Source organism: Collinsella tanakaei (assembly GCF_030373545.1).
GTDB lineage: Bacteria > Actinomycetota > Coriobacteriia > Coriobacteriales > Coriobacteriaceae > Collinsella > Collinsella tanakaei_C.
The window spans coordinates 359,936-373,856 of record NZ_JAUDCO010000001.1 but is presented as its reverse complement, the minus strand read 5'-3'; the positions used below and the strand labels follow the sequence as shown (position 1 = coordinate 373,856).

The following is a 13,921-nucleotide window of genomic DNA, read 5'->3' as shown; positions in this document are numbered from 1 at the left end:
CCACTGCGCCGTGTAGGTGGCGTCGGCGGTGACGGTCTCGGCGACCCCGGGCTCCCAGCCGCCGAAGTCGTAGCCGGCGCGGGTCGGGTCGGAGATCGTCGGGGTCTTCTCGCCCCAGTCGATGCCGGTGTAGGAGGTCTCGACGCCCTCGTCGACCTTGCCGCCGGCGAGGTCGTACTTCACGTCGAGGGAGAGCTTGTAGTAGACCTTCAGCGTCGTGGAGCCGTCGCCGTTGAGGGTGGCGTCGGTGAGGACGTTGGAGGCGTTATCCGCGTCGAAGACGTAGTTGTCGCGCTCGACGGCCTTGTCCTCGTCGGTCACGGAGACGGGCTGGTCGGTCGTGCCGGTGCGGGTGTCGGTCAGCTCGCCGTCGATCTCGAACTCGCCGGTCTCGCCGTCCTGGAAGTAGAACTCGACCGTGTACTCGGTGTCGTCCTTGGCGTCCCACTGCGCCGTGTAGGTGGCGTCGGCGGTGACGGTCTCGGCGACCCCGGGCTCCCAGCCGCCGAAGTCGTAGCCGGCGCGGGTCGGGTCGGAGATCGTCGGGGTCTTCTCGCCCCAGTCGATGCCGGTGTAGGAGGTCTCGACGCCCTCGTCGACCTTGCCGCCGGCGAGGTCGTACTTCACGTCGAGGGAGAGCTTGTAGTAGACCTTCAGCGTCGTGGAGCCGTCCGCTGCAACGGTGCCAGACCAGTCGGAGCTCTTCGACTCGTCAAGGACATAGCCATCCTGGTCAGGCTGCTTGTCCTCATTGGTCACAGAGACATTCGCCTCAGTTGCGGCATATCGATTTTCGGATTCTTTAAGCTCGTATTCGCCGCTCTCACCATTCTGATAGTAGAACTCGACTATATATTTAGTACTCGAATTTGGACGCCACTGAGCGTAGAGGGTTGTCTCCTCGCTTATCTCGAATGTCTCCCCAGATGCATATCTCTGCCCCGAGCCATCTGATGCGGTATTCCAACCAGTAAACGTGTAACCAGTACGAGACGGGGTCTTCACCTTGCCATCATTTTCATCGTAACCGGCCGTTACTTCTGTGCCTATTGCATATTGATCACCATCTGGCATGTTTGACCAGCTGCCCGCGGGGCAGTTTGGATCATAGTTCAGCGAGACCAGCTCTTTCGAAAGCAGAGTTCCGTCGACATGCCAGCCTTCGCTCTCCTGCTTGATTGCATACCAAAGCACGTATTGCGTATCTGGGTCGTAGTCTGGATATGCACGCTTAATGTCTTCGTCGCTAGGCCAGCTATTCAGGTGAGACTTTACGCCATCGCCTGAGCTGTTCGCATAAAACGCTCCCACTTTGATTGCGTCTCGTATGCTCCCAACCGTCACATACTCGCCAGACGGATGCGGCTGTGGCTCTGTAGCAATTAGGCCATCTGTTCTGAAATAGAAGGTTGCATCAGCATTCTCAGTTGCCCAGATTGCATACAGCGTTACGCTTTCCGCCGGCAGCACGAACTCAGAGCCGGGACTATATAGCGTTGTCGTATAGTTCTCTGCTCCACCGTTATTCGCAGTGTCCAGCGTGCTCCAGCCGACGAAAACGTATCCGCTTCTATACAGACCATTGCCATCAGGAAGATTAATGGTCGAACCAGCCTGGCCTCTTTGCGTGCTTGGCAGATTTCCTGATCCGCCGTTCCTGTTAAAGGAAACACTGACGGTGCTCGCCCTGACGATTTGAATATAGTAGGTTTCTGTTGTCCAGCCACCACCGTCCTTCGTCCCCTGATGCCGGATTCTTACCTCACCGGTCGACGAACCCGCCTGAATGGTCACCGACTTCTCGTCTTGCTCAAGAATGGTTGCCCGACTGCTCCCACTGTAGAAGGACCAGTCTCCCGATACGTCATTGCTGCGGAAAGTTGCCGTGTCGTTTACGAGCATCGTGTAACGACGAAGATAGTCATTGGCGTCGTCACCGTTGGCGTTGGGGTTTGAGGTACTTCCTCCAACGACGTAAATCGTGAAGTGATCGACATCGAAGCTCTGAACGCCCGGGTCAGCCTGTCGAGTAGAGATCTCTTCTACATTTTCCGCATCATCAGAAACGCGATAGATCCCGAGGGAGTCACCGTCGATTTCGGTGTTAAAGAAGCAGACGTTAACCGCTTCAGCTGGCTGTATTTCATTTCCGTCAGCATCGACAAGCGTCACATCGATTGCCACCGCATCAACCAGGGTCGCCCCCTGGCGATCAACTTTGTCAGAAACCGCCATCATAACGTCGCTGCGAGTGACATAGGACGCTTCAACCTGCGTTCCGTCGGGAAGCACGCCCTCCCCAGCAGTCACCTTAACAACGATGTTATCCACATATGCATAACCCTCGAATGCGGGCGAGCTAACGTCAGCGCTCGCCTCCACAATCTCGTCTTCAATCGAGACGGAGCTTGCGCGCACTCCTTCACCAAGTTTATCGGCTGGAATCATGTATTGACGCGGCGAGCTCCCGGGTGCAGCCTCATCGCCCTCGCCGCCAATATACACGCCCTTGACCTCATAGCCTTCAGCCGGCTCGACGGTCAGGGCGAGGTCCTCGTCGGCCGCGACCTCAACGTCCTGGGACTCAGAGACCTTCTGCTCCTCGCCTTCGGCGTTGGTCAGGATAACGGTGCTGTTCTCGACCTCGACGGAAAGGGTGACGGCGGACTGCTCCTCCGTCTCCTCCTTCTCGGCCTCCTCAGCCTTCGTCTCCTCGTCGGCCTTCTCCTCGTCCGCGTCCTCGTCTGCCTTCACCTCGTCGGTCTTGACGGTGATCGCCAGGCCGTCCTTGACGGTGTCGGCGGGAACGGTGTAGATGCCATTGTCGTCGGCGGTCAGCTCGTGGTCGGAACCATCCACGGCGTACTTGACCGTCGAAACCTCAAAGCCGTCGGCAGCGTCGACGGAGAACTCGATCTTGGTCTGGGTTGGGAACGCGACCTCGTCCTTGTTCTCGCTGATCTTCTGCTCGGTGCCGTCCTGATCGGTGTACTTGATCGTGGCGTCGGCAACCTTGATGGCGACCTTGGCAGTGGCGTCCTGCTCGGCCTTGTCGTCGGCAGGCTCAGCCTTGGCCTCGTCCTTCGCCTCGTCCTTGGCCTCCTCCTTGGCGGGAGCCTCCTTCTTGGGCTCCTCGGTCTTCTTGGAGTCCTCGGCATCCGACTTCTCCGCAGGCTCCTGCTTCTTCTCGGCCGTCTCGGCAGGCTCCTGCTTCTCGGCAGGCTCCTCCTCCACGCTCTGGACCGCAGGCTCCGGCTCGGGCGTCGGCTCGGGCTCGGGCTCCGGCTCGGGCGTGGGCTCGGGCTCCGGCGTGGGCTCAGCTGCGGTGGTATCCTCGATCACCTGCTCCTGAGGCTCCGGCTCAACGATCAGATCGAGCTCCTCGGCGATCGCCGGCACGTTCATGGTGGAGATGGTCATCGATGCGATGAGGATGCCCACCAGCGCGCGCCGCGCCCCCATTTTGTGCTTTTTGATAAAGCGGGTGCCATCTTCCAAGAGGTTCTTACGTGAAGACATATTCCCAACCCCTCTCCCGGCTAACGGTTACCGTTCCGAAAGGAACCCACCGGTCGTGTTCGTACCGCAGGTCTTCTACTGCGGATTTATAGACACCAATGCCATAATACTGACATTCTAGTTGTACTTGAACGTTAGCATTCGGTTTGACCCCTGTCCAGACGGCGGCCAACAAGCGTTCGATATTTGTAATAAACGCAATGACAATTTGTTTTCGCACGTACGGATGGGTGCTCGGCATGGACACAGCCGGGGCTTCCGCAGCAAGAACAACCCCCTTAAGTTCGGCGGACGGTTTGGTGCGCCCCGCCTTGCACGCTATGATGGATGAATCCACCCGCTCGGCTCGGAGGACGCTTGAATCGCTCGGCCCACATACTCCGCTTCGCGCGCGCGGCCCTTGCTGCCGCGACGCTGGTCGCAGCCTGTGCAGGACTGTGCTCCTGTGGCGGAGGCGGCACGGCGGGCGGGGGCGCCTCAGGCGGCGACGAATCCACCTCGGGCCCTGCTTACACGGAACCGACAGCAATCCAACAGGCGTCTTACAACGCGGACGCTGCCGCGGGACAAAACGACGCATATATAGATATCTCTCACCTGTCCGAAGGCTACGTGGCAGCATCCGCCGTCAACGGCGCGCGCCTGAAGTTTCAGGTGCAAAGCGGCGATATGAGCTACAACTACGACCTGCCCGGCGACGGCACGCCCATCGTATGCCCCCTCAACATGGGCGACGGCAGCTACCGCTTCCGCGTGATGCAGAACACGAGCGGCAGCAACTACGTGGAGATCGCCGCCACGACGGCCGACGTGCAGCTCGCCTCGGAGTTTGAGCCCTATCTGCGCCCCAACATGTTTTGCAGCTACGCCGACGACAGCTCGTGCGTGCAGCTTGCCCGCGAGCTCGCCGCCGACGCCGCCAACGAGGGCGACGTGGTGCGCGCGGTGTACGATTGGATCCGCGACAACATCACCTACGACACGAACAAGGCCGCCGAGCTGGCCGATGCCACCGGCTATGTGCCCGACCCCGACGCGACGCTCGATGCGCGCACGGGCATCTGCTTTGACTACGCCTCGCTTGCCGCGGCCATGTTCAGGAGCCTGGGTGTGCCGTGCAAGATCATCACCGGGTACGTGTCGCCCGACGGCATCTATCACGCGTGGAACATGATTTATATAGATGGCGAATGGATCAGCGTCGAGATTCGCGTGGACCCCAACACCTGGACGCGCATCGATCTGACGTTTGCCGCCGCCGACGCGGGCGCCACCGTGGGCGACGGCACCGACTACACCGACCGCTATGTATACTGAACCGAAACGACAGGGGTAGGACATGTCCGACACACGCACACAACTGCACACCGGGCACGAGGCGGATGCCGCCGACAAGGGCGCCGCTCCCACCGGGGGCGCGGCAGCGCCGGCCCCGTCCCCCGCTGCGAGCGCACCTGTGCCCGCCCCGTCCCCCGCTGTCGCCGCCTCTCCGCTTGATGGCGCCGACGTCGCGGCGTTTTGCGAGGGCTGCGCCATCATGCTCGCCGCCGGCATCCAGACCGACGAGGCCGTGCACATGCTTGCCGACAACATGGCCGACACGCCCCTGCGCCGCACCTGCCTGGCAGCCTACCGCGAGCTGTGCGCGGGCCGCGGCCTTGCCGACGCCATGCGCGCGACCGGCGTCTTTCCCGCCTACGCCCTTGAACTCACCGCCATCGGCGAGCGCTCGGGCCGTCTGGAAAACGTGCTGCGCTCGCTTGCCGTGTACTACGACGAGGAAGCGCGCATGTTTGCCAAGCTGCGCGCGAGCATCGGCTACCCGGCATCGCTCCTGTGCGTGATGAGCGGGATCCTGGCGTTTACCGTCATCGGCATCCTGCCGGTGTTCATGGGCGTGTACGAGCAGCTGGCGGGCGGCCTTGCGGGCGGCTCGTTCGGCGCCGTGCAGATAGCGCTCGTCGTGGGATGGGCCGCACTCGTGCTCACGCTTATCGTGACCGCCTGCGCGCTCGCGGGCGCCGCGGCGGTGCGCAAGCCGCAGGGCCAGCAGCGCATCTTGGCCCTGCTCGACCGCCTGCCCGTGACGCGCGACGCCATGGGGCGCCTGGCGCTCAGCCGCTTTGCCTCCGCCGCCTCGGCCTACCTGGCCTCGGGCGCCGATTCCAACGTCGCCATGCGCGAGGCCACCGCAGCCGTGAGCCACGAGGGTCTGCGTGCGCGGCTCGAGAGCGCGCTTGCCGCCATGACTGACCCGACGCGGGGCCTGAGCTTTTCGCAGGCCGTGACCGAGTTTGGCATCTTTGAGCCCGTATACGCCCGCATGCTGGCCATAGGCTCGCGCGCCGGCAGCATCGACGGCGTGCTCGAACAGCTCTCCGCCACGTTTTTTGACGACGCGACCGAGCGACTTGACCGCGCGATTGACGCCGTGGAGCCCGCGCTCGCCGCGCTGCTCACCGTATCCGTCGGAGCCACGCTCATCGCCGTGATGCTGCCGCTCGTGGGCATGATGGGCGCCATCGGATGAGCGGGCGCCGTCGCATAGGCGGGTGGATGCTTGCCCTGGTCGCAGCCGTTATCGCCTTGGCGGTGGCGGCGGGCATCGCTTGGGGCTCGCAGGCGATGCTGCGCGAGCAGGGCGCTGTCTCGGTGCGCGCGTCCATTCTGGATGCCGCCCAGCAGTGCTGTGCCATAGAGGGTTCCTATCCCTCATCGCTTACCTATTTAGAAGAACACTATGGCCTAGTCGTGAACCGCGACGAGTACGCCATCACCTATGAGTCCTACGCCGCCAACGTACCCCCTGCCGTGAGGGTGGTGCCCCGATGAGCATGCGCAGGACAACGGGCAGCCGCGCTGCCGGACACGGATCGAGTATCGGGCGCGCGACGGGCGTCGGCAGCGCGCACGGGCGCATGGGGCGTCTGATCGCCGAGCGCCAGCGCGCAGAGCTGCAGCGCAGCGCCGCGGGACGGGACACCTCGTCCGATACGGACGCGAGCAGCCGGCGCGACATGCTGCTGGATGCCGTCCGGCAGGCGCGCTTTGCCGGATCCGATGCCGCCGAGTCCGGCGCGCTGCGTGTGCTTGCCGGATCGGAGCGCGTGTTCACCGTCGCCCTGTTCGCCCTGCTCGCGGTGGCCCTGTTGCTGGCCATCCTCGCCGGCACCGGCGTGTATCGCGCCCTGCGCGCGGCGGACGGCGCGTCATCGGACAGCCGCCTGTCGTCCGGCCTGATCGCCAACGCCGTCCACGCGACGGACGCCGCGGACTCCGTGTCGATCGGCGAAGGGCCGCAAGGCGCGGCGCTCGTGCTGACCGAGCGCCTGGACTCGGGCACCTACGAGACGCGCTTTTACCTGCACGGCGGCTCCATCGTGCAGGAATATGCGCTTGCCGATGCGCCCTTTGACCCGGATAACGCCCTGACGGTGGTGCGCAGCGACACGTTTGACGTCGCCTACGACGCTTCCGCGGGGCTTTTGACCATCACGACCGACCAGGGAACCACCAGCGCGGCCCTGCGCAGCGCGGGAGGTGAGGGCGCATGAGCAAGCGAGAACGCACCGCAATGACGGGCGGCGCCGATATGGCTGCCGGCGGCGCATCCGGCGAGCGTGCAGGCGCCTTCGCGAGCCGCAGCTGGCATGGCACGGCCTTTTTGGTGGAGGCCCTGGTGCTTCTGCTGTTTTTGGTGGCATCGCTCGGCATCTTCATGCAGGCCTTCGCACGCGCCCGCGCCACGGGTGCCCAGGCCGCGCAGCTCGAGAGCGCCGTGGCGCTCGCATCCGACATGGCCGAGCGCTTCTGCGCCGACCCTGCCTCCGCATCTGAGCCCGCGCAGGAAGACGGCCTCACCGCCACGTGCGACGTCGAGGCGCCCTCCGATGACGAAGTGGCGCCCCTGCGCGCGACGATCACCGTAACCGATGCGGACGGCACCGTCGTCTATGAGTTGGCGACCGCCCGCGCGGCCGAGGACGGCACGGAGGCGGGCGGCGGCGGCGCACACGACGGGGAGGTGGGCTGATGGCACGTCGAAGCGGTTCGGTGCGCATGGGCCCCATCAGCCTGTTCGCCCTCGTCATCATCGTCTGCCTTGCCGTGATGGCGGTGCTGGCGCTGGTCACGGCGCACGCCGCCCTCGCCCGCTCCGAGCGGCAGGCGGCATCGGTAAGTGCACTTTACATCAACGAGCGTGCCGGACAGGAGCTGCTCGCCTCCCTCGACGGCGAGCTTGCCGCCCTGCGCGTGGCGGACGCCGACCGCGACGATGCCCTCGACCGACTGTCCCGCACCCTGCCCGAGCTGGCAGCCGACGCGGCCGATGCGGCGGCTGCCACGGACACCGCAGCGGACAAGCAGGCACCCGCCGTCGAGCTCGCCGCCGTCGACAGCGCGGCCGCCACCGTGTCCGTGCGCCTCGTTGCCGACAACGCGCGCGCCCTGGATATACAGATCGGCATCACCGACGACCTCACCTGCGAGGTCCTTGCCTGGAAGGCGTCCGCCCTGTGGACCGAGGACACGAGCGACACCGTCTGGCAGGGCCCCGCATAACCCCGCCCGCGCTCGCCCCCGCGAGCGACCACCCGACCGACCGGCGCCCTTGCGCCCAACCTTTGGCAGAACAGGAGACACCATGAACCTCGAGCAGTTCCTCAAGAGCATGATCGACGCGCACGCCTCGGACATCTTCGTGGTCGCGGGCCTGCCGCTCACCTACCGGGTCGACGGGCGCCAGGTGCGCTCCGACGCCGGCCCGCTCATGCCCGCCGACACCGAGCAGATGGTCCGCGCCATCTACGAGGTCGCGGGCCGCTCGTATGACGCCTTCGCCCAGCTGGGCAACCACGACGAGGACTTCTCCTTCGCCCTGCCCGGCGTGGGCCGTTTCCGCGCCAACGTGTTCCGCCAGCGCGGATCGCTCGGTGCCGTCGTCCGCGTGATTCCCTTCGGCCTGCCCGACCCTGTCGCCTATGGCATCCCCGAGGAGGTCCTGCGCGTGGCGCGCTTCCAGAAGGGCCTCGTGCTGGTGACGGGCCCCGCCGGCGCGGGCAAGTCGACCACCCTCGCCTGCATGATCGACCGCCTGAACCACGAGCGCTCCGGCCACATCATCACCATGGAGGATCCCATCGAGTACGTGCATCGTCATGGCAGCTGCATCGTGACCCAGCGCGAGATCCCCACCGACGTGGCCACCTACGCCGAGGCGCTGCGCTCAGCCATGCGCGAGTCGCCCGACGTGATTCTGCTCGGCGAGATGCGCGACCCCGAGACCATCGGCACCGCCGTCACCGCCGCCGAGATGGCGCAGCTCATCTTCTCCACCCTGCACACCACCGGCGCGGCCGGCACGGTGGACCGCATCATCGACGCCTTCCCGCCCAGCCAGCAGCGCCAGATTCGCATGCAGCTGTCGCAGGTGCTCCAGGCCATCGTGAGCCAGCAGCTCGTGCCCACCGTCGACGGCGGCGTGGTACCGGCGTTTGAGATCATGATCACCAACACGGCCATCCGCAACCTGATCCGCGAGGAGAAGACGCACCAGATGGACAGCGTTATCGCCGCAGGCGGCGCCGAGGGCATGCGCACCATGGACCAAAGCCTGTTTGAGCTGGTGCAGGCCGGGCGCATCACGCGCGAGACGGCCCTGCAGCACGCCATCCATCAGGAGGCGCTCGCTATTCGGCTGGGGTAGGTGTTCGGTTGGGACAGGCGTTCGGTTAGGGTAAGTGTTCGGTTGGACCGGCAATTCGGTTAGGCCCGCCATTCGGCCGGGCCCGCTATTCGCCTGTGCCAAGCGCCTGCCACCCGCCGACGGAGCCGCCTTTCCCACAAGGACGGGAGCGCCCGGTAGGTCGCCGGAAGCTGTCCCGCGACCCGCCAGGTGCGCCCGTTCCCGTTGACAGGGCCTTCCCGCAGGAGCCTGCCGCCGCGCCGCTATTCCTTGCCGAGGAAGACCTCGGGGCCGTTGAGCTGCTGCTCCAGGCGCTGCTCGGCCTCCATGTCGTCGATGTCGTCCTGGGTGACCTCGGAGCTCTCGGCCAGCGAGGAGACGGAGTTCACCTGCTCCTGGATCTTCTCGGCTGTCTCGTCGTCCATACCCACAATACGCAGCTGCCAGTCGATGGTGCTCGACGTCTCGGACACGTCCTTGGTCCAGATGAAGGTCAGCATCGCGCGCAGGGCGCCCTGGCCCTTCACGAAGCCGAAGAAGCTGTCGTGCACGAAGTTGCCCTCGTCGTCCACGCGCACGTACACGTTGTACTCCACGCGGTTGATCTTGTCGTTGAGCAGGGCGTTGGTCGACAGCGCCGACGCGGCGATCTGCGAATTGGAGAGCAGCTCGAGCTCGTTTTTGGACGTCGTGTCCACCACGGAGACCTCGACGACGCCCGTGCGCTCGTCGGCCTCGTTGACCGTGAACTCGCTGGGGAACTGCGTGAAGCCGTTGCCCCACTCCACACCGCTTTCCATAGCGTGCGTGACGGTCTCCACCGTGGTGCGCTCCGAGAGGTTCGCCGTGTTCAGGCGGCGGCTCACGCCGTAGGCAACCTGCATGCCCACGACCAGCACGAGCACGCCCACGATGCACAGCACCGCCATACGCGAGATGGCCTCGCCCGCCTTTGAGCCCGACGGGTCGTCGGCCGAGAGCGGGTCCACCTTGGCCTGACTGGCGCGCCGACGGCTGCGGTGGTCGGCCTCGAGCTTGTTGACGGCCTCGGCGCCGCCCTCGCGGCGGACCTTGTCGCGGATCTCCTTGCGGCGGGCCGCGTCACGGGCACGCAGCGGGTCGACGACGCCGGAGTCGTCCAGCTCCGAGAAGAGCTCGGTGGCTTCTTCAGCTGTGAGTGGCGGTCTTCTGGCCATCGTCAATCCTCATCGAACCTACTGCAGGGGCGTCTCGCCTGCGCGTACGCCCTCGAACTGCATTCGATAGTAGCGGGCGTAGGTGCCGCCACGTGCGAGAAGCTCCTCGTGCGTGCCACGTTCCACGACCTGACCATGTTCGACGGTCGCAATCTCGTCGGCGCCCTTGATGGTGGACAGGCGGTGGGCGATGATGATCGTCGTGCGGTCGCGGGCCAGCTCCTCGAGGGCCTGCTGGACAGCCTCCTCGCTCTCGTTGTCGAGCGCGCTGGTGGCCTCGTCCAGGATAAGGATGGCCGGGTTCTTGAGGAACACGCGCGCGATGGCCACGCGCTGCTTCTGGCCGCCGGACAGGCGGCTGCCGCGCTCGCCCACCACGGTGTCGTAGCCGTCGGGCAACGAGGTGATGAAGTCGTGGATGTTGGCGCGACGGGCGGCGTCCTCGATCTCGGCGAGCGTGGCGCCGGGGCGGCCGTAGGCGATGTTCTCGCCGATCGTGCCGTCAAACAGGTAGACGTCCTGCTGCACCAGGCCGATGGCGCGGCGCAGCGACTCCTGCGTGACGTCGCGCACGTCCTGGCCGTCGATGGCGATGGAGCCCGCGTCGATGTCGTAGAAGCGCGGCAGCAGCGAGCAGGTCGTGGACTTGCCGCCGCCCGACGGGCCGACGAGCGCGATGGTCTCGCCGGGGCGGATGGCCAGGTTGAGGTGGTCGATGACCGGACGCCCCTCGGCGCGGCCGCCCAGCTCGACATCCTTGTAGGAGAAGCAGACGTCGCGGTACTCGATGGCGCCCGGGCCCACCTTGAGCGGCTGCGCGTCGGGCGCGTCCACGATGTCGGGCATGGTGGCGAGCACCTCGTCCATGCGCTTGAAGCCCGCGATGGCCTTCTGGAAGGTCTCGGTGGAGTTGACGAGCGTCTCGATGGGCGTGGCGAACAGCGAGATGTAGAGCGCGAAGGTCGCCAGGTCCACGGCGGTCATCTGGCCGGCGGCGATGAGCAGGCCGCCAGCGACCACGATGGTGGTGTAGAGGGCGCCGGTCATGAGGGCGCTCGTTGCCTGGTAGGCGCCCATGGCGTGGTACTGGTTGACCTTGGACTCGAGGTAGGCCTCGTTGGAGCGGCGGAACTTCTCGCGTTCGGTGGCCTCGTTGGCAAACGACTTGACCACGCGGATGCCGGCGAGTGAGTCCTGGAGCTGCGAGTTGACGCCCGAGATCTTGCGGCGGTTGTCGGCAAAGACCGCGCGCATGGTCAGGTTCTGGCGGACCATGATCGCGACGAAGATGGCGGTGATGACGGCCATGATGCCGGCAAGCGCCGGCGCGATGGTGAACAGGATCACGAAAGCGCCGATGATCTCGATGGCGCAGATGATGATCCATTCGGGCAGGTGGTGGGCGCCCTCGCAGATGTCAAACAGGTCGTTGACCACGCGGCTCATCATGTCGCCGGAGTTGACGCGGTCGAAGTAGGAGAAGCAGAAGCGCTCGTACTGGTCAAAGAGGTCCTCGCGCATCTTGGACTCCATGCGCGCGCCCATGATGTGGCCCTGGGCCGATACGAAGTAGCGGCAGGCCGTGCGGACGAGGTACATGGCAATAAGGCCGGTCGCGATGAAGGCGAGCGAGCCCATGATGGCCTGCGGGCCCTCCATGAACAGGCCGCCGGTCAGGTTGCGCAGCACGATGGGAAACGCCAGGTCGATGCCGGCGAGCACGAGCGCGCAGACGGTGTCGGCGATGAACAGGTGCTTCTGGGGTCCGTAGTAGGCGATGAACCGGCGGAACATTCCGGACTGTTGCTTGGACAACGGTCTCTCCTTTTATGGCGTGAGGGGGTGGAACGGACAACGCTTGGCTGGGGCGGCGGCTGACTGGAGGCGCAGCGGGTAGGGACGCGGCTGCTAGGGGCGTGGCGGGCTGGGTATACGGCTTTTCCGAGCGGAAAGCCTCGGCAGCAGAAATAGGCACCGCAACTGACAAAGCGGCGTGATTCCTTGCCAGCCTGCCAACCCCTTGCCGCACAGCCTTTACCAGCTGCTCCCCTCCGATGCGTTACAGACGGTGGGCGATGGCGTCGCAGGCAAGCGCGCCCACAACGGTCTTGGAGTCCTGGATCTTGCCGTCAAGCACGGCGTCGATAAGCTCGGTCAGTGGGACCAGGTCGACGTTGAGGAACTCGTCCTCGTCCGGGCAGGCCTGGTCAAACTCGAGCTGCGTGGCCATGTAGATGTGGATGAGCTCGTCGGAAAAGCCGCAGGAGCTGGCGATCGTGGTGAGGTAGCGCATGCGGTGGGCGATGAAGCCCGTCTCCTCGCGCAGCTCGCGGCGGGCGCACTCCTCCGGGTCCTCGCCCGGATCGAGCTTGCCGGCGGGGAGCTCGACCGTCACGCGGTCGAGCGCGGTGCGGTACTGGCGCACGAGTGCGATCTTGCCGCTCTCGGTCAGGGCCACGATGGCGGCGGCGCCGTGGTGGCGCACGATGTCGCGGCGGGAAGTGTGGCCGTTGGGCAGCTCGACCTGCAGCGTATCGACATTGAAGATCTTGCCGCTCCAGGCGCGATCCTCGGACAGGATGCGCTCGTGGAGGCCCGGGTCGCGCTCATCCTCGTCGCCGAGCACGAGGGCGGGAACGTATTCCTCCTGCTCGCAGGCGGCGTCTTCCGCGTCCTGCGCCTCGGCGGCGTCGGCGGCGTCGGCGGCGTCGGCGGCGTCGGCGGCGTCGGCGGCGTCGGCCTGGATGTCATCCAGCTCGGCCGCGGTTTCAATCGATTCGTTTTCCATGCTGTTCACGCCTTTCTTGCATAGGCAAAGGCCTGCTCATTCGGTTTAGCGATGCCTATTGTGGCACGAAAGGGAACGCGCTTCCAGCGCCTACAGCGCAGGCACGGTATTCCCATTCCGCGAGCACGTTTCCTGCCGCCCCGCGCTTTGGCGGTAGTGGACTGGCGCTCTGGCGTTCTCTACGCACGGCACGTTCTCGAGGCGTCACGGTGGTGGGGGCAGGCCTCCGGCCTGCCCCCACCACCACGCCCCACACAACCTCGCGGATATCCTTCTCCAACGCAATAGCGCCAAACGTTGCCTCGAATCTTGCAGCCACTTCTTCCTTGGCTTTTCCGCCCCAACCCGTTCTGAAACCAAGCGCAAGACGCACCGGAAATCACTACCCCCGTTTAGGGTTCGGTTTTGCGGGGGCACCCCGAGTAGACAGCCCATCCACGCCGGGAAACCCGCAGGTCAGGGCGGTGTCAGTTTTCGGGCTACTCGAGGGGAGCCGCAAAAACCGAACCGTAAACGGGGGTATGGGCAATTGCGCGCCCTTCCGGCTAGCAAGATGGGCAGAATCGCCCCCGAGGCAATCCCGCTAAACGGGGGTAGTGAAAAATGGGGCTCTCCGAGGGCCGCGTAAGGCAGCGTCTGACACCATTTCAGGCCGGCCGTCGCGCCTTGGCATGCAAAAACCCGGCCCCAGCGTAGCTGGGGCCGGGTTAATCAGCTTGGGAGCGCGCCGAA

The 13,921-nt window shown here is 65.2% G+C and carries 11 protein-coding genes; 7 read left to right on the top strand and 4 right to left on the bottom strand.

What is annotated here, in order from left to right; genetic code table 11:
* Positions 1-3,519 (bottom strand): InlB B-repeat-containing protein (locus QUW00_RS01425; protein WP_289612617.1); only part of this gene is annotated, 3,519 nt, incomplete at its 3' end.
* 612 nt (positions 3,520-4,131) lie between these two features.
* Between QUW00_RS01425 and QUW00_RS01420 the strand changes: the two genes are divergently transcribed.
* The 7 genes from QUW00_RS01420 (at position 4,132) to QUW00_RS01390 (ending at position 9,226) form a co-directional block, all read left to right on the top strand.
* Entirely contained in the window at positions 4,132-4,836 is a 705-nt protein-coding gene (locus tag QUW00_RS01420; protein WP_289612616.1) for a transglutaminase-like domain-containing protein, read from the top strand.
* Between the two features lie 22 nt (positions 4,837-4,858).
* The gene (locus QUW00_RS01415) at positions 4,859-6,049 is read left to right on the top strand and encodes a type II secretion system F family protein (protein WP_289612615.1); all 1,191 of its coding nucleotides are present in this window, start codon (positions 4,859-4,861) and stop codon (positions 6,047-6,049) included.
* Positions 6,050-6,075: 26 nt separating this feature from the next.
* A complete protein-coding gene (locus QUW00_RS01410; protein WP_289612614.1) occupies positions 6,076-6,351 on the top strand; it encodes a hypothetical protein in 276 nt (91 codons plus the stop codon).
* Complete coding sequence (locus tag QUW00_RS01405; RefSeq protein ID WP_289612613.1) at positions 6,348-7,073, top strand: DUF4860 domain-containing protein; 726 nt, start codon at positions 6,348-6,350, stop codon at positions 7,071-7,073. Before QUW00_RS01410 ends, QUW00_RS01405 begins: the two co-directional genes overlap by 4 nt.
* Positions 7,070-7,552 (top strand): hypothetical protein, encoded by a 483-nt coding sequence (locus tag QUW00_RS01400; RefSeq protein ID WP_289612612.1) that lies wholly within the window; start codon positions 7,070-7,072, stop codon positions 7,550-7,552. Before QUW00_RS01405 ends, QUW00_RS01400 begins: the two co-directional genes overlap by 4 nt.
* Positions 7,552-8,082, top strand: coding sequence for a hypothetical protein (locus tag QUW00_RS01395; protein ID WP_289612611.1), 531 nt, complete (start codon positions 7,552-7,554; stop codon positions 8,080-8,082). Before QUW00_RS01400 ends, QUW00_RS01395 begins: the two co-directional genes overlap by 1 nt.
* An 82-nt stretch (positions 8,083-8,164) precedes the next feature.
* Positions 8,165-9,226 carry a type IV pilus twitching motility protein PilT gene (locus QUW00_RS01390; RefSeq protein ID WP_289612610.1) on the top strand — a complete coding sequence of 354 codons (1,062 nt, stop codon included), beginning with the start codon at positions 8,165-8,167 and terminating at the stop codon, positions 9,224-9,226.
* 242 nt (positions 9,227-9,468) lie between these two features.
* Here QUW00_RS01390 and QUW00_RS01385 read toward each other — a convergent pair whose 3' ends face one another.
* The 3 genes from QUW00_RS01385 to QUW00_RS01375 form a co-directional block, all read right to left on the bottom strand.
* Positions 9,469-10,401, bottom strand: a complete 933-nt coding sequence (locus QUW00_RS01385) for a hypothetical protein (protein ID WP_289612609.1) — start codon at positions 10,399-10,401, stop codon at positions 9,469-9,471.
* Between the two features lie 18 nt (positions 10,402-10,419).
* Positions 10,420-12,195: an ABC transporter ATP-binding protein gene (locus QUW00_RS01380; protein WP_289612625.1), complete on the bottom strand. Its 1,776-nt coding sequence runs from the start codon at positions 12,193-12,195 to the stop codon at positions 10,420-10,422.
* A 265-nt stretch (positions 12,196-12,460) separates the two neighbouring features.
* Entirely contained in the window at positions 12,461-13,189 is a 729-nt protein-coding gene (locus tag QUW00_RS01375) for an NUDIX domain-containing protein (RefSeq protein ID WP_289612608.1), read from the bottom strand.
* Between the last annotated feature and the right edge of the window lie 732 nt (positions 13,190-13,921).